This is a genomic window from Saccharicrinis carchari, from assembly GCF_900182605.1.
GTDB lineage: Bacteria > Bacteroidota > Bacteroidia > Bacteroidales > Marinilabiliaceae > Saccharicrinis > Saccharicrinis carchari.
In genome coordinates, this window is the sequence record NZ_FXTB01000007.1 from 182128 (window position 1) to 204717 (window position 22590).

The window sequence follows — 22590 nt, forward strand, 5'->3', positions numbered from 1 at the left end:
AAAATGCGGCATAGAAATTTCCATGCCGCAAAATATAATAGCTTGTAATATAATGACTGCAAGAAAATTACTTCTCTCCTTCCATCCATTTTTTTAAATTAGCCGTAAACTTTTCCTTATAACTCTTTATAAAACCAAAAGACTCGTCATCGATACGTATTTCGCCTTTGGTTACATGGCCCAGTGCCGAAAAAGGAACGCTTTTATCGAGCATAAAATCAACAAAATCGTCCTGTTTTTCTGGAGCTACTGTTACAATAATTCTACTTTGCGATTCGCCAAACAGGAAAGCATCCTTGCGCACTTCGGCATCGGTTGTGATATCAAAACCAAAATTTAAAGGCATTGCCGATTCTAAAAGATTAAAGAACAGGCCTCCTGTAGACACGTTATGAACCGACCTAACCAGGTGATTATGAATAATCTGCTTTACCGTTTCTTGTAATTCGAGCTCTTCTTCTATATCAAAATAAGGGGTAGCATGGCTTTTTTGCTTATGATAAAAATTCAAGTATTCCGAAGCATTGATATCGTCTCTGGATCTACCAATTAAAAATATCATATCGCCTTTGCACTTATAGGCCAAAACGGAATGATGCTCCTTTGACTCTACCGTTCCAACCATTCCCACTACAGGACAAGGCGAAATGGACTCTATACGTCCTTCTACAGAACGCTGATTATAAAAGCTCACATTACCACTTACCACAGGGGTATTAAATCTTTTACAGGCATCCGACAATCCATCAACAGCTTGAGTAAATTGCCAAAAAGATTCAGGATCGTAGGGACTTCCAAAATTTAAGCAGTCGGTAACCGCCAATGGGGTACCCCCACCACAAACAATATTACGCGCCGCCTGGGCTACTGCTATCTGTGTACCCACGTAAGGATCAGCCTCAACGTACAAGGAATTACAATTCACTGAAAAAGCGAGCGTTTTATCCGCTTCTTCAATATATACAAAAGAAGCATCGGAGGGATACTTATTGCTTAAAGTTTCATGCTTATAAGCCTTGTCGAATTTATCGGTCAGAAACTCGCGTGACAACAAGTTCAAGTCGGTCATCATTTTGGCTATCACTTCCTGATAGTGATCCGGCTCTTCTACATCGTCAATTTGAAGTGGCTTAATTTCATTTTTTCCAGGCTCCTGTATTTCTCTATCGTAAATTGGAGCCTTACCTCCCAGCCCTACATAGGAAACCGGGATATCCGCTATGGTTTGCTCACCCCGAATACAAAGGAACGATTGCGTTGCAGTTACTGTACCTATTTGAGCTACGGAAAGCGGCATGGGCTGTAACAGTTCGGACACCCTTGCCATATTTTCCTTATCTACACACAGGAGCATTCTACCCCAGGTTTCCGACAGAAGGATTTCACGGTCAGTCATTTCTTCGTCGCGGGTAGGGATTTTATCGCACGACATCATTATGCCTGAGTTGGCACGCGCCGCCATTTCAGTGGCTGCACCCGCTATACCGCCGGCACCGATGGTTTGAATTCCGACGACCAATTTTTCTTTATTCAATTTCTTTACTGCTTCCAGCAAGCTGCGCTCCACCGTGGAGTCCATCATTTGCTCAATATTAAAGGAGCCGGTTCCGCTATTGGTAACAAAATCGGCCGAAAAGGCATCAGTATCCACTCCGTCCTTCCCTGTTAAGGCGCCCAACAGTACGATAATACGCCCTTCGCCCTTGGCCACACCCGATATCAAATCTTCTTTTGGGGCTATTCCAATGGCTACATTATTAACTATGGGACTACTGTTAAAGCCTGCGTCAAAACGCACTTCGCCACCAATAACCGGCACTTTCATGCTTTTTTCAAAATCTTTCACTCCATGTACCACCTCGGTAAAGAGCCATCGGGCGGTATCACGTTCTGCATTTCCAAATCGTAAGGAGGTTAAAAACGCCACCGGCTTAGCCCCCATCGAAAACACATCGCGGTTTACGATTCTTAAACCCGTTAATGCGCCCAGCCTTGGCTGAATGGCACAAGGGTGGTTATGCGATTCTATCTTAAAAACACAAACATATCCGTCGCCAATATCAACCGCACCGGCCGACTCATCACCTGCCTCCACAATAACTTTCTCACCCGTCTTAGGCAACTTACCTAACCATCTCAGTGAATTTTTATATGAAGCATGCTCTGTCCAAAGTCGAGAAAAAATATCCAACTCGACATCATTGGGATCACGTTTTAGTATTTCCGAAATAAAATCCAGTTCCGAGCGTGTCAGATTCAGGCTTTCAGTAGTTTGAACAGTAGATTGCGTTTTATTCATTGTATTAATTTTTTTGATGCTATCCTTAATCATATAGCCGTTGCGTGCCTATTTTATAATCGATTCAAAAATATACATTTATATCCGAAAAGATACTTTGGTTTTCCAGTTTAATATTCTATACCTAAATTGCGTACGCTTATTTAACGTTTGAAAGTATAAAAAATAAAGCGAAGTACAAAAAGCCATCTTCTTTTGAGCAAAGATATTTTTTATTCTGGCATTCGTTTTTAGTTTTACAGAAGAACATTAAACCTTGAAAAGATGGAGACCAACAAAATTGCTCTAATTACAGGAGCCACTTCGGGTATTGGTGAGGCCACCAGCAAAGAATTAGCACAACTAGGTTACAACACTATCCTTACGGGCCGAAGATCGACTCGTTTAAACAAGCTGAAACAAGAAATTGAAACTACTTATCAAACTGAGGTACTCACGCTTTGTTTCGACATCCAAGACCAGCAACAAACAACGTACGCTTTAAATTCAATACCTACCCATTGGAGAAACATTGATGTGTTGATAAATAATGCGGGGTTAGCGTATGGAGCCGAAAAAATTGATGAAGATGCCTGGGACAAATGGGCACAGATGCTTGACACAAACGTAAAAGGGCTCTTATTTCTGTCTAAAGAAGTGATTAAATGGATGGTGCAAAAAAAACAAGGCCACATTGTTAATATTTCCTCTATTGCAGGTATTAATGTATATGAGGGCGGAAGTATTTATTGTGCTTCGAAACATGCCGTGAACGCGATTACCAAAGGTATGCGAATTGATTTATTAAAGCATAACATTAAGGTCACCTCCGTTTCGCCGGGAATGGTAGAAACCGAATTCTCTTTGGTAAGATACGATGGCAACCGGGACAAGGCAAATCAGGTGTATAGAGGCATAACGCCGCTCTCGGCCATTGATGTTGCCGAAGCCATCGTATTTGTTGTAAGCAGGCCTGCTCATGTAAACATTAACGACATATTAATTATGCCCACGCAACAAGCCGATGCTTACAATACCTACCGAAAGTAAGTTTACTTACTAAATATCAGGTAATGCTTTATCTTTTCCCAGTCTTGTTCGCTTATCGATTTAAGTTTAAGGATATCCGCCGGCTTTGGAGTTGTATTTTTTCTATACAAATTTTTTAGCTCTCTGGCCTGTTGGTATGTAAAGTAGTGATGCCGGCTGATTTCTTTTAAAGAAAGGTGTTGGACATCCATTTTTTGTATAAGTGTCGGATTTACCGAAACGCACTTTTGCAAATCATTAAATAGTTTGTCTGAAATCCCATACACATCTGCCAGCTGCGATATATGGTAAAAGCCACCGAGCGAATTCCTAAAATTGACGATGCGCAGCGACAACCGGCTCCCTATCCCTGGCAATTGCATCAGCTGGGTAGTGTCGGCCGCATTGAGTTCAATATGCGGAGGCGACAGCGCAACAAGCTTATCCCCGGGTTTTGTTATAGTACGGCTATTTTTAAGCAACCATTGATATAGTTGGTCATCGCTGTAAGCATTGACCTTATGCAGCGGTAATGATTTAGTAATATAATTATGCCCTGTCAGTTGTATAATGCGACTACGAATCGAATCGGAAAGGATATGCTGCTCCCAAAACTCACCCTCTTGCCGGTTAAAGTTAATCCATTCCAATTGCTGCGGTGCTTCAGGTGGTGGGCTCGACTTTTTTCTTGACAACTTTTTTTGCTTATCCAGTAAAATATAAGGCTTAATTTTTATAAATAATGAGGTATCCATACCGTAAACTTTTAACAAGTCGGCCTTTACCATAAATTCTTTTACCTTAGTTCTATAGCCTATTAAAGATTTTAATTGATAATGGGTGAACCCAAGTGCTTTGAGTTCCTCTTCCGAAGCAGTATTTGGATTGAAATAGAACAGGGAATCTGATTTTGGGGAATTGTTTTGAGCAAGTAGCTGCGCATTTAATTGGCGAACTTGCTGCACAAATTCCTCATCTACCGTATTATTTACGAAATACACCGCCCAATATGGCATGGTAAAACGCGCTGCTACAATCAATAAAATCAGGATAATCAATACGATTATTCCACGTTGCTCGCTACGGGTATATAAAAAAAAGCTTTTCCACATAAGTTTAAATGTCGGATAAACGTATTTAACCCAATAATTAGCCAGATACCCTGCCACAAAAACTTTCCGTGAGCTACAAAGCTTCTGAACACAAGCCTGACACCAGACAGACAAGGGGTTAAACTAAAGCTTATTCCTGTCTTTGATAAACTACGAATAATTCAGCTTAATTTAATACTTATTTTATTGAAATAAAAAACCTGTAGAATGTATTTTTAATCTCGTTCGTAAATTTAATTTATATCAGTCCTAAATTATTAAGCAATACCATAGCAATGGCTATGGGTGCCACAATTTTTACTATGATTATAAAAACACGAACATAGCTTGCCCTACCTCCATGAGCCTCCAATTCGTTACGAACATTAGCCCCACCCAGAAACCAGCCAACAAATACCGAGATAAGGATACCCCCTAAGGGTAAAAGCAGGTTAGAAGATGTCCACTCAAACCCGTTGAATACCCTGGGATAGACAACACAGAAAGTACCAAGTATAATCATCAGAAAGGCCCCCAACAGGGTGGCCGATTTTCTCTGTATTTTTAGCTCGTCGGTAAAATATGAAACGACCACTTCGAGCAGGGATACGGAAGAAGTTAGTGCAGCGATAAGCAGTAAAATAAAGAATGCGGCCGAAAAGTAATAGCCACCCACCATTTGGTTAAAAATATTGGGCAAGGTTACAAACACCAATCCGGGACCTGCATCAGGCTTTATGCCAAAAGCAAATACCGCGGGAAATATAGCCACACCGGCCAACACGGCAATAAAGGTATCCAGAAAAGAAACCGACAAGGCGGTCTGTAGCAGGTTCTCCTTTTTTTTAACATAACTGCCATATGTAGCTATGGTACCCATGCCAATACTCAACGAGAAAAAAGCCTGTCCAAGCGCAACCAGTACAACATTGCCGGTAATTTTTGAAAAATCCGGTCTAAACAAAAACAAGACCCCCTCGCCCGACCCTTCTAACGAAAGCGACTTAAGGCACAGAATAAGTATAATGACCAACAAAAGTGGCATAAGGATTTTAGCATATTTTTCAATGCCATTTTTAATTCCTCCAATAACAATAGCCGCCGTTAGCGCCATAAAAACAACCAAATAAATAATAGGTCGCCAAACCGAGGTAGAAAAGTCAGTAAACAGTCCTGCTAACTGTGAAGGCGTTTTATCGGCCATTTGATTACCCAGGGCAAGTAGGGTGTATTCTACGGTCCAGCCTGCTACCACTGAATAAAAAGATAAAATTAAAAAGGCGGTTGTTACGCCAATAATCCCAATAAGCTGAAAAAAGCCATGCTGCGGAGCCAAAACCTTAAAGGCACCAAAAATACTTTTTTGGGCACGCCTACCGATAATCAGTTCCGACAACATAACCGGCACACCAATTACTACTATAAATGCGAGGTACAACAAAAAGAAAGCTCCGCCTCCATTTTCGCCCAGCACATAAGGGAAACGCCATATATTACCCAGCCCTATGGCCGAACCCGCTGCAGCCGCAATGATACCAAATCTACTGCTAAAGCCATCTCTGTTGTTCACGTTTGTTTAATTTTAAATTATATTCAGGTTGTCTAAAAACACCAGTGCTATGGCTATAGGGGCAAAGATTTTTAATATAATCATCAAAATGCTTATGGACTTTACGCTTCTGCCGTGGGACTCCAGTTCGGCCTTGGTTTTCCTGCTTCCTATAAACCATCCCACAAAAATAGTGATGAGTACGCCACTCAGGGGTAGCAAAATATTTGAAGTCGTCCACTCAAAGCTGGTAAACAATATGGGGTAAGCCACACAAAACATTCCGAATACTGTAATAAGGAATGCTGCAAGAAAGGTGGCTTTTTTTCTTTTTAATTTTAATTCCTCCGTTATGTAGGCCACCACCACTTCAAGCAAAGATACTGAGGATGTTAAGGCTGCAATAAACAAGAGAACAAAAAAAGCTACTGCAAAAAAATAGCCCCCCATCATTTGATTAAATATATTGGGTAAAGTTACAAATACCAATCCCGGTCCGGCATCGGGTTGAATGCCAAAAGCAAAAACCGCCGGAAATATAGCTACCCCGGCCAAAATGGCAATCAGGGTGTCGGCAAATGAAACGCTAATGGCCGTTTGTAAAAGGTTCTCTTTTTTTTGTACGTAAGAGCCATAGGTAGCAATAATGCCCATACCCAAGCTCAACGAAAAAAAGGCTTGCCCAAGGGCTTCCAAAATTACGTCGTTATTAATTTTACTAAAATCCGGTTGAAACAAAAAGGAGAGGCCCTGCATGGCTCCATTGAGCGATACCGAATTAATACATAACATAACAATGATAAGCAGCAAAACAGGCATTAGTATCTTGCTGTATTTTTCAATCCCGTTTTTTACACCTCCCACAACAATTGCAGCGGTAAGGCACATAAATACAATCATATAAAACAAGGGACGCCAAAAGGAGTTTGAAAATTCGTTGAAGAGGAAGGCCAACTGTGGCGGTGATTTGTCGCCTAGTTGGTTTGCGGTGGCCAAAAAGGTGTATTCAATGGTCCAACCGGCCACTACAGCGTAAAACGATAGGATAAGAAAAGCCGCACCTACCCCCATTACTCCCACTACTTTAAAAAACTTGAAATCCGGCGCCAACACTCTAAACGCCCCAAAAACGCCCCGTTGCGACATGCGGCCAATCAGAAGCTCCGAAACCAATACAGGCACACCAATAGCTACAATAAAAAATAAATAAATCAACAAAAAGGCACCTCCGCCATTTTCGCCCAGCACATATGGGAAGCGCCAAATATTACCCAGCCCGATAGCCGAACCCGCTGCCGCCGCAATTACCCCAAATTTATTACTAAAACCATCCCTTTTTTGATCCATACCTTTAAATTAAGGGCGTAAAAAAACTAAAAATGAAAATAAAAACAAAGCCCACACCAAAAATGATGCGGGCTTTTCTATTTTGATTATTGCTTTTTATTACAATACATCCACACAATTTAAATCGCTAAAAGCAATTTTCATTCTTTCAACCAAAGATACTTGTCCTTTACGCAACCAGTTACGTGGGTCGTAGTATTTTTTATTTGGTTTATCGTCGCCATCGGGGTTACCGATTTGTCCTTGCAGATAATCATGATTCTCGGCCTCAAACTTGCGAACACCATCCCAGGTTGCCCACTGCGTATCGGTATCGATGTTCATTTTGATAACACCATATCCGATTGCCTCGCGTATTTCTTCTAATGAAGATCCGGATCCACCGTGGAAAACAAAATTTACAGGGTTGTTAGATAAACCGTGCTTTTTCTCAATGAATTTTTGCGAGTTATCCAGAATTTTTGGTGTTAACACCACATTACCCGGCTTGTACACCCCGTGTACATTACCAAAGGATGCCGCAATAGTAAAGTTAGATCCTACCGAACTTAATACTTCATAAGCCTCATTAACTTCTTCGGGTTGTGTATACAGCAGTGATGTATCAGCATCTGTATTGTCCACACCATCTTCCTCTCCGCCGGTTATACCGAGTTCAATTTCAATGGTCATACCTATTTTTTTCATTCTCTCGAAGTACTTTTTACAGATCGCCAGGTTTTCTTCCAATGGCTCTTCGGATAGATCGAGCATGTGAGAGCTAAAAAGAGGTTTTCCGGTTTCTTTAAAATGCTTTTCGCCAGCATCCAAAAGACCGTCGATCCAAGGGAGCAATTTTTTTGCTGCATGATCCGTATGTAAAATTACGGGAACCCCATAAGCCTCGGCCAACTCATGAACATGTTTAGCGGCTGCAATGGCACCTAATATAGGACCTTGCTGCCCCTGAAGACCAATTCCTTTACCTGCATAAAAGGCAGCACCACCATTGGACAACTGAATAATTACAGGTGAGTTAACAAGTTTTGCAGCTTCCAAAACACCATTGATAGAATCGCTACCTACCACATTAACTGCAGGAAGAGCAAAGCCATTGTCCTTTGCAACTTTGAATAATTTACTCACATCATCGCCGGTAACAACACCGGGTTTTACTACATCTAAAACTCTTTGTTTCATTGTGTCTATTATTTAAAATTTAGTTACCCAATAAATATAGATAACCGATACATATTTAATAAATGATTATTATTTATAACGAAAAAGGATCTGCGCGATTTTATGCCTGCATTAACTTATAAAATACAACACCTAAAGCTAATCCCACTAAAATCATTGCAAAAGTACAAAATAAAACTAATTAGTGCAGTAATAAGCAATTTTTAATAATATCAACTTAAGCAATACTTACACTTAGAATGGATAACCAATGGCGAAATTAAAGGCTACATCATCCCAGGTGTATGGTCTGCTTCCCATAATCCACTTATTACGCAAGGGGCCATTGGGGTTAAGTTCATCGCGGGGTATATCCATCGGGTCGCGCAATTTTAATCCGGTATCAAAGCGAAAAACAAAATATTTTACATCAAAACGCAATCCCAGACCCGTTCCTACGGCCAGTTTGTCGGTGAAATTTTTAAACTTAAATAAGGCGTTCTCATCGGGGCTTATATCCTTTCGGATGGTATAAATATTACCTACGTCCAAGAAAAGTGCCCCTTCGAGTACCCAGAACAACTTAAAGCGATATTCTGCATTCATCTCCAATTTTATATCTCCCGTTTGATTATAATAACTGGCATTAGGGTCGTTATACGAACCCGGACCTAAACCACGTACCGGCCAGGCGCGTATGCTGTTGGCTCCACCGGCAAAATATCTCTTTTCGAAGGGCAGCACAGCTAAGTTACCATACGGATAACCTACACCGAGATAAAAACGGTAAGCCATGCTACTGATACGGCTTGGGTAATGATGGTATCGAATATCGATATTACTTTGAACAAATTGTGCATACCGGATACCCATTACTTCATAATAAGTGTCGGTACTTCCGTTTTCGTTGGGTGTAGAAGTTACTTTTTTGCCAAAGGCCCGGGCAGCCAAATCGAGCACATTACCGGATTCTTCAACATTTAAGTTGGCATACCAAAAATTTTTACGCTGATCGAACTGTTGCTCGTTATAGACAATGGAATAGGCTGTGCTTGAAATCAAGTGATCTTCGTACGAAAATCGCAAATAGGTATCCTTAATCAAATTCCAGAAATCTACTTCCACAACGGGCATACGTACCAAATTGACACTTAGGGGTGTTACTACATGAGTGGTGTGCTTATTGGCCTTCCAAAGGTAACTTATTTTTCCGTTGGCAATGGTGCGTGTGTAATCCGGGCGTCGCTGATAACTGTATGCCAACGATAAGGACGTTTTAGGATTATACCTTTGCCTGAAACGTGGAATTTTAAATGGCATCCAAAATTTTGGATAAACGATATCGCTCTCTCCCCCAATTTCTATAGTACTAAAAGAAAGTCCCTGGCGGTTGTTCTGATTTTGCATAGATGCTCCAAAACTAAAACTAAATTCCTCGGCACCCTTGAACAAGTTTTTATGTTGATACTTAAAATTACCTCCCGCACCAAGGTTTCCTGATGAGTTTATCCCTTCGATATCGATGGAGTAAGATTGATGTTTGGCCGGAATCAGCTGAATATGACAATCTAACCATTTACTGTTGGCATTGGCTGTATCAGGGGGCGAGGCATCCTCAAAACGGATATTCACATAGCGGTATAATTTTAAACTTGAAAGGAGGGATTGTGTTCGATCCACCAAATCGGCACGAAAAAGCTGTCCCGGTAAAATATAACTTGAATTGTAAAGTACATCGGGGTTAACCTCTACTTTATCTACATACAAAAAATGGCAATTGTTAATTTGCAGGGTATCAAACAGCTCAAAATAATCATCTTTTTGACTCAGGGCTCTGTGGGTATCGTATCCCATCCTGAAAAACACATCCTTTATCCGGTACGTATTGTGTGCATAAGTGGTATCCTTACCACGATACAGTTCCCGATGCTGATTTTTTATAATTATGGAATCGTTAACCAAAAAATCCCCTATTGAACTATCTACCCTATAGTAGATAAATTCTTTCGAAAAATTATAGTACCCCATATTACGCAGCTGATGGGTAATACGCTGCCGTTCGGCATCGTGCACCGCCACATCAAAGGGTCTTCCTTCTTTGAGAAGGCTGTTTTTTTGATTTTCGATGACCAGCTTACCCACCACCGTATCTTCCGAACCATAATTAATCTGGTTTATTTTAAATCTGTTACCCGCTTGTATATTGTATACTACCTTCGCTTTTTTTTTGGATACAGGCACCAAACTATCATGCACGTGCGCATGAAAATACCCCTTATTTTTTAAAAATGTTTCAATATATCCGGCCGATTGACGCGCCTGCAAAGAGTCGTATAAAACGGGGGCTTCCCCCACACGGCGGAGCCATCTGTTCAACCCCTTGGTGGTATCGCTTCCGGCCAGATTGTACAGTCCTAAATGGAATTTAAGGATGCCGAAAATACGCAGGTTTTCATTTTGTTTTATAAAAGGCTTAAAACGATCTTTTGATATACTCCGTGGATTATTTTTTACCTGCGCTCTTTTTAACAGATAAGCATCCTCGGGTACATTTTTTACCGAACTACAAGCCACCGTCATCCAGAGGGTGAATAAAAGTATATAATAAATTAAATATTTCAATTGCTGTTTACCTTTTGTTGTTAAAAGTATATTTTAGTGCCGACAAAATTAGTTATACTTATTCCCGATTTGATTTAGCTTAGCAAAAATATCTAAATACATTGACATTAAGTAAATTTGTATGCAACTATATTTTTAAAATGATCAGCCAAAGCAAAATAAAACTTATTAACTCCCTAACCAAAAAAAAATACAGGGAACAAAATCAACTGTTTATTGCAGAAGGCGAAAAACTGGTGTTGGATTTAATTCGATCCAATATAAAAGTGATAGAATTATTTGTTAGCGAAAGTTTTACATCTATATCTCAACTTCCCCCTGGCTTACCTTGTATAAAAATAACAGAACAGCAATTAAAGAAAATAACACAACTAAAAAGCCCATCTACTATTATTGCACTCTGCCAGATACCCCAAAACACGCTTGATCCTCATACAGTACACAAAGGGCTGACGCTGGCTTTAGACGACATACAAGATCCCGGTAACCTGGGCACCATTATCCGCTTGGCAGACTGGTTTGGAGTAAAACACATCATTTGCTCAAAGAATACAGCAGATGCCTATAATCCCAAAGTGGTGCAGGCCACCATGGGAGCCATTGCGCGTGTTGCCATATATTATACCGACTTGACTACTTTTTTAGCAGAGCAAAAGGAGAATCAAATCCCGATATATGGCACCAGCTTAGATGGAGAAAATATTTACGGAGAAAAACTTACTAACAAAGGCATTATCGTTATGGGTAACGAAGGAAAAGGCATATCGCCGACCATTGCACAGCAGATCGATAAAAAACTTCTTATCCCCTCATTTTCAGAATATCCCGATCATTCCGAATCGTTGAATGTATCTATGGCTACCGGTATTGTACTGTCCGAGTTTAGAAGAAAAGCGAGTGGCGATAATTAATTTGCACCATGTGGGTAGTATGCATCTGATATTCAGTGTCGGATGCATCCACATCGCGGATTAAAACCATTTTACAGGTATTGAATTCCACTTCTTTATCAAGTTTTCACCCACCCATTAAGTTGTAATCGAAAAGGATTACGGCTCATAAAACAAGCTCAACTGCAATAATGTACAAATAATAATAGCATGTTGAACTATTGCCCAATTCTCCAGTGGGCGTGCGCATTCTCACACGCAAACACTAGTCCAGCATTCGCGCCACTGCCTCGGCACATTTTTCGCCGTCGATGGCCGATGAGGCTATTCCACCGGCATAACCGGCCCCTTCGCCGCAAGGGAACAAGCCTCTTATTTGCACATGTTGCAGGGTGAGCGGATGGCGCGGTATGCGCACAGGCGACGATGTTCGCGATTCCGTTCCCAAAATTATGGCTTCGGGATCCAAAAAACCCTTGGCCCATTTGCCAAATTCAATAAAGCCTCCCTGTAGTCTTCTACTAATGGCCTCTGGGAGCACCATGTGCAAAGGCGACGATATGGTACCCGGCACATAGGATGTAGATGGTAAGTCGAAGGACAGGCGCGAATCAACAAAATCTGCAAGGCGCTGTGCAGGCGCTATCAAATTTTTACCCCCATTAATATAACACAAGCGTTCCACTTCTTTTTGATAGGCTAAACCCGCCAATACGCCGTTCTTTTTATACTCATCGGGAATATCCTGCGGACGAACCTCCACTACTATCCCTGAATTGGCATACGGTGAATTACGCTTGGACGGTGACATGCCGTTGACCACCATTTCGTTTTCGCCGGTCATGGCCGGAACAATAAATCCACCGGGGCACATGCAAAAAGAGTATACACCTCGCTCCTGCACCTGACAGGAAAAATTATAGGCTGCCGCAGGTAAATATTCACCCCTACCTTCGGGTGTATGATATTGTATCTGATCTATCAGCTCCTGCGGGTGTTCTACGCGAACGCCCATTGCCCAGGTCTTGGCCTCCAGCTTAATGGCGTGATCGTGCAGCATGGTATATACATCTCGAGCTGAATGACCTGTGGCTAGCACAACAGCTTCGGCCAACATACGGGAACCATCGGCAAGCCTTACTCCTTTGGCCGCTAAATCCTCTATAATTATATCGGTTACAGTGGCATTGAACATCACTTCGCCACCTGCCTCAATAATCGATTCCCTCATTTTTTTTATTACTCCGGGCAATCTATCGGTTCCTATGTGCGGATGGGCGTCAATAAGTATTTCTTCCTGTGCCCCATGGAAACGGAATACATTGAGCACCTTATTAAAATCGCCACGTTTTGTACTTCGGGTATACAATTTACCATCGGAAAAGGTTCCTGCACCTCCTTCGCCAAAAGCATAATTCGATTCCGGATTAACGGGGTTGTTCCTGTTCAGTAGTGCGAGGTCTTTTTTACGTTCGCTTATCTCTTTACCCCGCTCCAATACTATTGGTTTATATCCCAGCTCTATCAAGCGCAGCGCAGCAAATAGCCCACCCGGTCCCGCACCTATCACCAGCACCTCGGTTTTATCGCATACATTTTGATATTCAAATTGAACCAGCTCCTTTTCGGGAGCCGGCACATTAGCAAACGCTACGAGGTGTAGCTGAACCATAACCTGACGCTGACGAGCATCAATAGAGCGTTTACGCACCCGTATGGAGGTAATCTTATCGGGGTGTACCTTCATTTTTTTGGCTACAATGTGCTTGTAGTATTTTTCGCTCGAAGCTTCTTGTGGTGTCAGCCTAAGCACAATGTCTTTTTTCATCCCAAATAATAATAAGTATGCAAATGTAGTGAATGAATTGCTTTTAAAAACCACGGGTTAGCGCTTACGGGTTAACGCTTAGCGTTTGAAATTAAAGCGCTGTGGATTAAATAAAATACATAGGCTATTTCAGCAATTCCCTATCTATTAATCTTTCGATTGAGAACCCCTTAGCTGCTTAGTGCATTTTTTTTATTCTGTCCATTTCTCTTTTGGCATCTTTTGTTTTTAGTGTCTCCCGTTTGTCGTGGCTCTTTTTTCCTTTCGCAAGGCCAATTTCCATCTTTGCCCATCCTTTTTCTGTTATAAAAACTTTAAGCGGGATAATAGTCAATCCGGATTCTTTGGTCTTCCGCAGAAGCTTTTGAAGTTCTTTTTTATTTAAAAGGAGCTTCCGTTCGCGTAGAGGCAAATGGTTGTTGTAGGTACCAAAAAAGTACTCCGCAATATTAAAGCCCCTTACCCAAAGGTCGTTTTTTACAAAATAACAATATGCCTCTACTAAGCTGGCCTTACCCAAACGCAAGGATTTTATCTCGGTACCCGACAATTGAATTCCGGCCACATATTTCTCGAGTATATCGTAATCGAAATATGCTTTTTTATTACGTATGTTTAATTTATTTTGCTTCTGCATAATTATTAAATAGCATTGGTTATTCTACGGCTGTATCTTCCTTTTTGCGACAAATTAGATATGAATAAAGTTGACAAATATCCTCAACAAAAAATAAGGAACAAACAACAACAATACACTTACGATTATCGAAAAAACAATCCTCAAGTCTATCGATTCAAATTCGCCCAATTTGCCGGAACCCAGCCACACCAGATAAGCTACATACAAACCCAGTATATGTAAAAAATATATTTGCGGAATAAGTGCTGTGCTTATCTTAACCAGATATAAAATCAGCGAGCTGTATGCCGTTAGTTTGTACGCCAGTATTTTTATATCGCTCGCATAGGTTTTAACCGTAAATTTAGGAATTAGTTTAATGGTGATAAAATAGGTAACATAGAGTCCTAAAAAAAAGGAAGTAAACAACAGCACAGCCTGTTTTAGTGCTGACTCGAACGGATAGCTTGAATGGGAGGCCAGATGGCTCACAAAACTCAATAGCGATAGAGCCCCGATGTAAGGCAAAACATAATTTGCGAGAATCATGTTCGCATCCGATTTTTCGTTAAAAATAGCCTGCCACTCCTGCTTAGGTGTTACGATAAGATTTTTGGTGCGGACAAATAAATCTCTGTATTTTGCACTCATGCTTTCTGGTATATTGTTTGCGCTCATGATATCCTTATTTAATCGGCATTTATAAAAACAAAATGCCCCAAAATAATTAGATTTGTAAAACAAATGTATAAAAATTTGAGTCATTTAAGATATGCGGCATAGCAATAAGTATAATTTGGTGGTTGTATTGGGTCCCACGGCAAGCGGTAAAACTGCACTGGCCGCTTCTTTGGCACATCATATAAACGGAGAAATAATCAGTGCCGATTCCAGACAAGTGTACAAACACATGAACCTGGGCACCGGAAAAGATTACGATGAATATATAGTAAATGGACAGCATGTACCGTATCATTTGATTGACATTGCCGAACCCGGCTACAAATACAATGTATACGAATACCAACGTGATTTTTTTAAGGCTTTTGGAGATATCCGCGACAGAAATAAGTTTCCGCTTATGTGCGGAGGTACAGGAATGTACATTGAGGCAGTGCTCAGCGGTTTTAAAATGATACAGGTTCCGTCTAACCCCCAACTTCGCGAAGATTTAGAAAATAAATCATTAGCGGAACTAACAGAGCTATTACAATCGATGAAGCGTTTGCATAATACCACCGAAGTAGACACCAAGAAACGAGCTATACGAGCCATCGAAATTGAGGTCTACTACCAGGATAATCCACAAATAGAAGTGAAGCTGCCCCAATTAAACCCTCTGATAATAGGAGTTGATATAGAAAGAGAGCTGCGACGCAAAAAAATAACCAAACGCCTAACAGAGAGACTTCAGGAAGGTATGACAGACGAGGTAGAAGGCATTTTAGATTCGGGCGTAAACCCCAAAGATCTTATTTATTATGGTTTAGAATATAAATATGTAACACAATACATTATAGGCGAAATCAGCTATGCCCAAATGTTTGAACGCTTAAACATTGCGATACACCAGTTTGCAAAAAGACAGATGACCTGGTTTCGAAAAATGGAGCGCAGCGGCTTTAACATCCAATGGTTGAGCGCAGAGAGCTCGCTGGAAAGCAGGCTTCAGAAAATTGAAGACCTATTATTTAATTCATCCCTATCCGTTTAAGTCTTATAATTTCCCTGTTGTAACATTCAAGTTCACCACCTTAGGTATAACAGAAGATTTTGATTATGGAATCAAGACTTAGCATGTAGTAGCCAGAGAAATATCTTATTATTTTGTATTGTTTAGATCCTACATTAGTGTGTTTTTTTATAAAAACGCTTAACTTGGATAAACCGTTATAAAATCAATACTTTAATATCATGTTTTTTTAGCATCCGCCTTAATATTCGGCAAAATTAAGGAACACTACAACTAAGGCACGCGTTTTATATCAGGAATGGAATTTCAGGTAAGATGTCGTTTTTTATTGCACTTGTTACAAAGAAAAAAAGCCTATCCATAGTTAGGTGAGCATTTTAATCCTAAAAGATCCATACTTGATTCGTAAGATTGTACACAACTTAGCAGTAAGATTCCCGCAATGGCAAAAGCCACCGTATTGTTGGCACAGAGGCTTCGGGGGATTTTCACCACATGAGTATGTTCGATACCGATTAATTAATCCTTTTCCGCGTGTCGTCAAGTTTCTCCGACAAAACGCTGTCATAGAAGCTAAAGCGTACGAGAGCGTAGCTTACATTTGTTGTGTTGTAGCCTCTGTACAGAAGACTTAACGGTTGAAAAAGACGCCTAGCAGTACAAAAAAACCTCATCTGCCTGTTTGCGCTGCCTAAGCATCAAACAACTATATGTTAATCCATATGCTGACAACAGCTTATCATCAATTGGATAGCAATCGTTAGTTTATAGACCTAATTGTTCAAACAGGAGGAATTTTAATATGTGAACAGCTCCTTTTGTCATCAAAAAACAGATATTCAAATATTAAATATCAAGATTGATGTTAAAATGTATATATTATAAAACCTATCTCACCATACGCCGTAATAGAATATAAATAAAAAAGTATAAGAGGGGAATACGAATCAAATGGATAATATTGAACTATATATTAATAGAATTTTTAAGCTAGCCGATAGGAATAAGGAGCTTAATCGTGAGATGAATGAAATTGTGGCGAGATACAATTTTATTCAAAAGCAAAACGATAAGTACCTTAGTTTGCTTTCTGATTTTACTTTTGACGATGAGGAAGTTGCCAAGCCGCGAAAGAAAGTCCATCGATTCAACAGAGCCTCCTTGCTTTATGCTTCAATTGAAGGCTTTAACAAGCTAAATGATAGCCCCAATGCGCTGGCACTAATGGATAAATTAGATGAATTACATCGGGCTATGGACGCTATTGCCAAAAAACATGGCATTATAAAAATAAAAACAGTAGGCGACACCTTCATTTATGGTGGCGGTATGCTTGAGGAGAACCGAACCAATCCTATTGAGGTTATTCTGGCAGCTTTTGAAATCCAACACGCGGCCATCACTATTAACGGGGGCGAAAACAACAGTGCTTTTTGGGAGGTGAGTATTGGTATACATACCGGCCCTGTGCTGGCCGAACCCACCGGAAAAAAGTGGGCACCATACCGCCTTTCCGGCCATGCCATTAATTTTACCAGCCGATTAAGCAAAGCAGCCGCCTCGGGCAAGATTAATATATCTGCCATGACCTATGAGCTGGTGAAAGAATTTTTTCAATGCCATCCCTCGGGACAAATGCCCGTTAAATACAAAGGGCTGATGGAAACTTATTCTGTAAGCGGTTTTTTACCAAATTTTGTGGATCCGGAAAACAAGCAAAATAAAAACAAGGATTTTGATATTAAGTTTTCACTGATACAATTCCTGGACATACAAGAAGTGGTATTAGATATGATGGAGCAGAGCCTTCCGGACGACCTTTTTTACCACAATATAAAACATACTATTGACGTAATTACTGAAGTAGAGCTTATAGGCTGGGCTGAAGGCTTGAACGAGCAAGACATACTGACGCTTAAATTAGCCGCCTTATTTCATGACTCGGGACACATGATAAGTTACAACGACCATGAACTTCACAGCACCATAATAGCCAAAAAAATGTTGTCCAAATATAAATATTCAAGTGAAGTAATCGAAAAGGTTTGCCATTTGATTATGGCCACTCGATTTCCGTCGGACCCACAAAATATTTTAGAGAAAGTTATTTGCGATTCAGACCTGGACTATCTGGGGCGTGCAGACTTTATACCGGTATCCAATATGCTGTATCAAGAGCTGAAAGTGAGAGGTATGGTAGCCTCTTTTAGTGAGTGGAACCAAAAACAGCTCAACTTTATTAAAAAGCATCAATACTATACAGATACTGCACAAAACCTACGCGAGGTAAATAAAAACAAACAAATAGAGCGCCTGGAAAGCCTGCTGGCCGTTGAGTCGAATGCCGGATAAAACAACGGCAAGAAACCATACCGGGTGAGGCCGCCTAATTATACTTGACAAGAGGTAAGCATTATTTATATTTATTATCAGGCAGTTCTACCCTAAAAACAGAACCTTTATCCAATGTTGATTCTACCGTAATTTTTCCGCCGAGGATGGTTACTATTTTATTAACAATGGCTAAACCCAAGCCTGCGCCGCTTGACTTACCAAAATGGATTCGTTCTATTTGTCGGAAAGGCTCAAAAATATTTTTTTTATCCTTTGCTGCTATTCCTATTCCGGTATCCTCAACCAAAACAATTACAGCGTTTTTTCCTTTGTAGCATCCTATCTTTACCTGCCCCTTATCAGTAAATTTTATCGCATTGGCAATTAAATTGTTAAGCACCATCTGAATAAGGGTTGCGTCGGATAATATTGGCATGGATTGCTTATCATTACAAGACCAATCACAAACTACTTTTAGTCCTTTTTCTTGTGCCAAAACGCGATAAATATTCGTGGTATCGTGCACCAAAGCACATACATCTACCTTTTTCCAATTGGCTTTTATTACTCCCGCTTCAATCTTCGACAAATTGATTATGCTATCCAAAATGGAGAGAAGTTGTTTCCCACTTTTCATCACAACACCAATATAATTCTCTCTATCCTTAGCGCTTATATCCGGTTCCAGCAATAACTGCGAAAAACCCATAATACTGTTCATTGGCGTACGAATTTCGTGACTAATATTGGCCAGAAACGATTGCGTGAGGCGCTCACTTTCAGAGGCCTTATCTAAGGCTACATTCAATTGCTCATTAATATGCTTTAATTGTTGCTTATCCAGGGTCAAGTCGTTATTCATCCTATTTAGCTGGGCAATATTATTGGCCAAATGTTTTCGCATTATTTCAAAGGAACTTGCCAGACTACCAATTTCATCCTTTCGGTTTATCAAATAATCGTCGCAATCGATATCTAAATCGCCTTGCGCCCAATACTCACTTTGCCTTTTAAGGCGCAATAAAGGCAGTGTAATAATGCGGCGCGACACTAACCGGACAATAAAAACAGTAAGGATTATAAATATTACACTAAATATTAAGGTCTGTCGTTTAATAACCCCGAGCACAGGAAACAATTCGTCATTGGGCACTAACATTAGTACTTTATAACGTGTATTGCCCAAAGGCACGCCGGCTAACTCAACCCCTTTGTTATCCACCCGGGCATTTGAGATAACAAACGAGCTGTCACTTTGCAATATTTCATTTAACTGATCAGGTGGCAGCTGCAAACTAAGAGGCCGATTAATTTCATCAATTCGCGACGAAACTTTAACGGTACCCACACTATCCAACAACCAAAAACAACTGTTTTCGGCTATTTGATGCTCATGAAATTCCTCCATTAAAATCGAGATATCTACCCCTACACCGGCTGCCCCAATAGGATTTCTGGCCTGACCCATTAAAACATTCACAAACAACATTGTTTGATTTAAATCACGGTCATAATCAAAATTTATCGACACTTTAATACCTTTGGCAATGGCATCAAAGAACCATTCATAATTGGCATCGTTTTTAGATATAACATTTAATAAACGATAATCGGAGCTCCAATAATTATTGGTTATACTGTTTACAGCGAATACTGCCTGATAGCCATACTCTTTCTGTAAATTATCTAAACGTTTCAGGGCCAAAACCTTTAACTCATCGTTCTTTTCGCCACCCTTGAACCAAGACAACACGACCGGATCATCGGCCAATGTAACGGAAGTTTCTATAGCCCGCTGCAAGGTAGCCTGAAATCCACTTTGCGTTGCTATTAAAACAGCGTGTAAATAATTGTTCCGGAAATCACTAAATAAAGATCTTTTAACTGATGTATAATGTGCGAAGCCCAAACCTGCGATGACAGATAGAACCAATACAACCAAAATTAACTGAAGCTGAAAGCCTATTTTTTTGAATCGTATCAAAGATCGAACGGAATTTATAGTTAACAAAAAATAAAAATTATTTTACGCAATATATTGTTTTACACGTAATAATTCAAATAATTAAGCTATTTATTGTTTCTTTGCAGCTTAACAATTTTGTGCAAGCATATGATTATTTTTTCGTATCTATTATCTGCCATCTACTGGATATATTTTGGTGTTCTGTTGGCTATTTTTCATGTTATTCAGGTTATATGTAATGCTTTAGGAGGATACCAACTCCGTAAAAAAGCAGTTGATCTACTTAACTATCTTTTACTTTATGGGCTTGGAATTGTTGGTGCGCGCATACGGTTCACAGGCTTCCAAGACCTTCCGCAAAACTGTCCACTTATTATTGTTTCCAACCATCAAAGTACTTTTGACATCCCTCCCATTGTTTGGGGTTTCAGAAAGCATCATCCTAAATTTGTTTCAAAAAAAGAACTGGGCAAGGGCATTCCAAGTATTTCTTATAATCTCCGCCATGGAGGTTCGGCACTGATCGATCGTAAAAACGGCAGGCAGTCGATGATGGAGATTGCCAAACTGGGTCGGCACATTGAAAAGGAAAAATATAGTGCCAGCATCTTCCCCGAAGGCACCCGCAGCAAAACAGGTACAGTTGGTAAGTTTCAACACCCCGGCATAGCGGCATTGATAAAAACAGCCCCATCAGCCATGATAGTGCCACTTGTAATTGACGGTAACAGCAGACTCACTAAACGCGGTTCGTACCCATTACAGATCGGCACAAAATTATCTTTTAATGCGCTGGCAGCTATCAATCCAAAAGGAAGAGACATTAAAGAACTAACGGCCGAAATAGAAGAAAAAATTAGGGAGAAACTGGAGCAGTAGCATTCGACTTAAGGGTATACGGTGTGAAGATTTAAGGGTGTAAATGTGTTTGACGCTACACGTTTATCGCCTGATAAAAAGGTGCAGAATATGCCCCGCATATGTTAAAAATCGCGGCTTTCAAAATAAGCTCCAGCTTAGCGTGAATCAGCCCTTGGTTACCCTATTCATAAAACTTTATGAATAGGGCAGGCTACGCACGTTCCTTGATGCTTATTCTCCGTACAATTCCTTTTTTGTATAAAAACCGGACCCCACCAACACTTCTTCAATGTTATTTTTATTAACAGCAATAGAACTAACTCTGTGCGTGGGTACATCAATTAAGCCATTATATTCTGTGCTGTTTACAAAAGCATCCAGGCCTTTACCTTTAGCCATTTCAATTGCCACCTGAGCACCTTTTTCGGCAATGGTTTTTAAAGGGTGAAAAACAGTAACTGTTTGCTTACCTGCAATCACATTTCTACAACCTGTAAGCTCCGCATCCTGTCCGGAAACAGCAACACTGCCCGCCAAACCATAACTTTCAAGCACGTCTATCACACCGGTTGCCATCCCATCAAAGCCGGCTATAACAGCATCTATATCATCACCATACAACTGCAACACTTTTTCCATCTCGAATGAAGCAATATCACGATCCCACTTTTCAATATAGGTTTCGTAAACGATATTTACCTGTTTACTTTCCACCTTGGGTTTTAGGTATTTTTTTACCGCAGCATATTGATCTTCTCCATTTTTATCAAATTTATCGCCCCCCAATATCACAAAGTTTCCGGATGGTTTTTCTTTTAAAATTCCATCCACCATAGCTTTTCCGATAAGATCGTTGTTGCTGGCTACAAAAAAATCCACCTCGCTATTTTTTATCATACGGTTATAGGCCATCACAGGGATTCCCTCGGCGTGTGCATTGCGCACAATTGCACCCGCAGTGTTAATATTGGCGGCTATCAATACCAAAGCATCTACCCCCTGTTCTATCATTTCGTTAGCCAATTCAAGCTGTATTGATTCATCATTGGAGGCTGTTTTAATAATCACCTCAACACCTTGCGTGGCACAGTAGTTTTTGAAATAACTACTTTCCTTATTATAGCGTTCCGTCACCTCCGACGGATATAAAAAACCTATGGTTATTTGTTCTTTTTGTTTACAAGCTGTAAACAACAAAAAGGCTAGTGAAATTATTAAATAAATATTTCTGTTCATATTGCAACAAATTTAAGTAAGAAACGTACTAGGTTCTAAGCGCTGCAAATCTAACATTTTTTTATGTAATTAAAATAAACCGACGGCTA

The 22590-nt window shown here is 40.3% G+C and carries 16 protein-coding genes; 5 read left to right on the forward strand and 11 right to left on the reverse strand.

Annotated features, from left to right (window positions below; genetic code table 11):
* Positions 1–67: 67 nt before the first annotated feature.
* Positions 68–2299 carry a phosphoribosylformylglycinamidine synthase subunit PurL gene (purL, locus tag FN809_RS13355; protein WP_142534024.1) on the reverse strand — a complete coding sequence of 744 codons (2232 nt, stop codon included), beginning with the start codon at positions 2297–2299 and terminating at the stop codon, positions 68–70.
* 264 nt (positions 2300–2563) lie between these two features.
* Here purL and FN809_RS13360 point away from each other — a divergent pair, with 264 nt between their 5' ends.
* Positions 2564–3328: an SDR family NAD(P)-dependent oxidoreductase gene (locus FN809_RS13360; protein WP_142534025.1), complete on the forward strand. Its 765-nt coding sequence runs from the start codon at positions 2564–2566 to the stop codon at positions 3326–3328.
* Between the two features lie 2 nt (positions 3329–3330).
* Here FN809_RS13360 and FN809_RS13365 read toward each other — a convergent pair whose 3' ends face one another.
* The 5 genes from FN809_RS13365 to tamL all read right to left on the reverse strand — a co-directional run bounded on the left by FN809_RS13365 (position 3331) and on the right by tamL (position 11074).
* A complete protein-coding gene (locus tag FN809_RS13365; protein WP_142534026.1) occupies positions 3331–4419 on the reverse strand; it encodes a ComEA family DNA-binding protein in 1089 nt (362 codons plus the stop codon).
* A gap of 238 nt (positions 4420–4657) precedes the next feature.
* Positions 4658–5968: a sodium-dependent transporter gene (locus FN809_RS13370; RefSeq protein ID WP_142534027.1), complete on the reverse strand. Its 1311-nt coding sequence runs from the start codon at positions 5966–5968 to the stop codon at positions 4658–4660.
* Positions 5969–5980: 12 nt separating this feature from the next.
* Positions 5981–7294, reverse strand: a complete 1314-nt coding sequence (locus FN809_RS13375) for a sodium-dependent transporter (protein WP_142534028.1) — start codon at positions 7292–7294, stop codon at positions 5981–5983.
* 99 nt (positions 7295–7393) lie between these two features.
* Positions 7394–8473: a class II fructose-bisphosphate aldolase gene (gene fbaA, locus FN809_RS13380; protein WP_142534029.1), complete on the reverse strand. Its 1080-nt coding sequence runs from the start codon at positions 8471–8473 to the stop codon at positions 7394–7396.
* A gap of 234 nt (positions 8474–8707) precedes the next feature.
* A complete protein-coding gene (gene tamL, locus FN809_RS13385) occupies positions 8708–11074 on the reverse strand; it encodes a translocation and assembly module lipoprotein TamL (RefSeq protein WP_246095604.1) in 2367 nt (788 codons plus the stop codon).
* Positions 11075–11214: 140 nt separating this feature from the next.
* On the opposite strand from tamL, the gene FN809_RS13390 reads away from it, so the two are divergent.
* Complete coding sequence (locus tag FN809_RS13390; RefSeq protein ID WP_142534030.1) at positions 11215–11985, forward strand: TrmH family RNA methyltransferase; 771 nt, start codon at positions 11215–11217, stop codon at positions 11983–11985.
* 244 nt (positions 11986–12229) lie between these two features.
* Here FN809_RS13390 and FN809_RS13395 read toward each other — a convergent pair whose 3' ends face one another.
* The 3 genes from FN809_RS13395 to FN809_RS13405 all read right to left on the reverse strand — a co-directional run bounded on the left by FN809_RS13395 (position 12230) and on the right by FN809_RS13405 (position 15089).
* On the reverse strand, positions 12230–13792 hold the full coding sequence (locus tag FN809_RS13395) for an NAD(P)/FAD-dependent oxidoreductase (protein WP_142534031.1): 1563 nt from the start codon (positions 13790–13792) through the stop codon (positions 12230–12232).
* Between the two features lie 178 nt (positions 13793–13970).
* Entirely contained in the window at positions 13971–14429 is a 459-nt protein-coding gene (gene smpB, locus FN809_RS13400) for an SsrA-binding protein SmpB (RefSeq protein ID WP_142534032.1), read from the reverse strand.
* A gap of 54 nt (positions 14430–14483) precedes the next feature.
* Complete coding sequence (locus tag FN809_RS13405) at positions 14484–15089, reverse strand: hypothetical protein (protein WP_142534033.1); 606 nt, start codon at positions 15087–15089, stop codon at positions 14484–14486.
* A gap of 94 nt (positions 15090–15183) precedes the next feature.
* Between FN809_RS13405 and miaA the strand changes: the two genes are divergently transcribed.
* Positions 15184–16125: a tRNA (adenosine(37)-N6)-dimethylallyltransferase MiaA gene (gene miaA, locus FN809_RS13410; protein ID WP_142534034.1), complete on the forward strand. Its 942-nt coding sequence runs from the start codon at positions 15184–15186 to the stop codon at positions 16123–16125.
* A gap of 930 nt (positions 16126–17055) precedes the next feature.
* Complete coding sequence (locus tag FN809_RS13415; RefSeq protein ID WP_142534035.1) at positions 17056–18456, forward strand: adenylate/guanylate cyclase domain-containing protein; 1401 nt, start codon at positions 17056–17058, stop codon at positions 18454–18456.
* A 61-nt stretch (positions 18457–18517) separates the two neighbouring features.
* Here FN809_RS13415 and FN809_RS13420 read toward each other — a convergent pair whose 3' ends face one another.
* Positions 18518–20422 carry a sensor histidine kinase gene (locus FN809_RS13420; RefSeq protein ID WP_142534036.1) on the reverse strand — a complete coding sequence of 635 codons (1905 nt, stop codon included), beginning with the start codon at positions 20420–20422 and terminating at the stop codon, positions 18518–18520.
* Between the two features lie 129 nt (positions 20423–20551).
* Between FN809_RS13420 and FN809_RS13425 the strand changes: the two genes are divergently transcribed.
* Positions 20552–21283, forward strand: a complete 732-nt coding sequence (locus tag FN809_RS13425; protein ID WP_142534037.1) for a lysophospholipid acyltransferase family protein — start codon at positions 20552–20554, stop codon at positions 21281–21283.
* Positions 21284–21496: 213 nt separating this feature from the next.
* Here FN809_RS13425 and FN809_RS13430 read toward each other — a convergent pair whose 3' ends face one another.
* Complete coding sequence (locus FN809_RS13430) at positions 21497–22501, reverse strand: substrate-binding domain-containing protein (protein WP_142534038.1); 1005 nt, start codon at positions 22499–22501, stop codon at positions 21497–21499.
* Between the last annotated feature and the right edge of the window lie 89 nt (positions 22502–22590).

Coding starts and splice junctions, on each gene's coding strand:
- purL (WP_142534024.1), bottom strand. CDS start 2,299: ATGAATAAAACGCAATCTACTGTTCAAACTACTGAAAGCCTGAATCTG.
- FN809_RS13395 (WP_142534031.1), bottom strand. CDS start 13,792: ATGAAAAAAGACATTGTGCTTAGGCTGACACCACAAGAAGCTTCGAGC.
- FN809_RS13425 (WP_142534037.1), top strand. CDS start 20,552: ATGATTATTTTTTCGTATCTATTATCTGCCATCTACTGGATATATTTT.
- FN809_RS13430 (WP_142534038.1), bottom strand. CDS start 22,501: ATGAACAGAAATATTTATTTAATAATTTCACTAGCCTTTTTGTTGTTT.
- fbaA (WP_142534029.1), bottom strand. CDS start 8,473: ATGAAACAAAGAGTTTTAGATGTAGTAAAACCCGGTGTTGTTACCGGC.
- FN809_RS13365 (WP_142534026.1), bottom strand. CDS start 4,419: ATGTGGAAAAGCTTTTTTTTATATACCCGTAGCGAGCAACGTGGAATA.
- miaA (WP_142534034.1), top strand. CDS start 15,184: ATGCGGCATAGCAATAAGTATAATTTGGTGGTTGTATTGGGTCCCACG.
- smpB (WP_142534032.1), bottom strand. CDS start 14,429: ATGCAGAAGCAAAATAAATTAAACATACGTAATAAAAAAGCATATTTC.
- FN809_RS13415 (WP_142534035.1), top strand. CDS start 17,056: ATGGATAATATTGAACTATATATTAATAGAATTTTTAAGCTAGCCGAT.
- FN809_RS13360 (WP_142534025.1), top strand. CDS start 2,564: ATGGAGACCAACAAAATTGCTCTAATTACAGGAGCCACTTCGGGTATT.
- FN809_RS13390 (WP_142534030.1), top strand. CDS start 11,215: ATGATCAGCCAAAGCAAAATAAAACTTATTAACTCCCTAACCAAAAAA.
- FN809_RS13405 (WP_142534033.1), bottom strand. CDS start 15,089: ATGAGCGCAAACAATATACCAGAAAGCATGAGTGCAAAATACAGAGAT.
- FN809_RS13375 (WP_142534028.1), bottom strand. CDS start 7,294: ATGGATCAAAAAAGGGATGGTTTTAGTAATAAATTTGGGGTAATTGCG.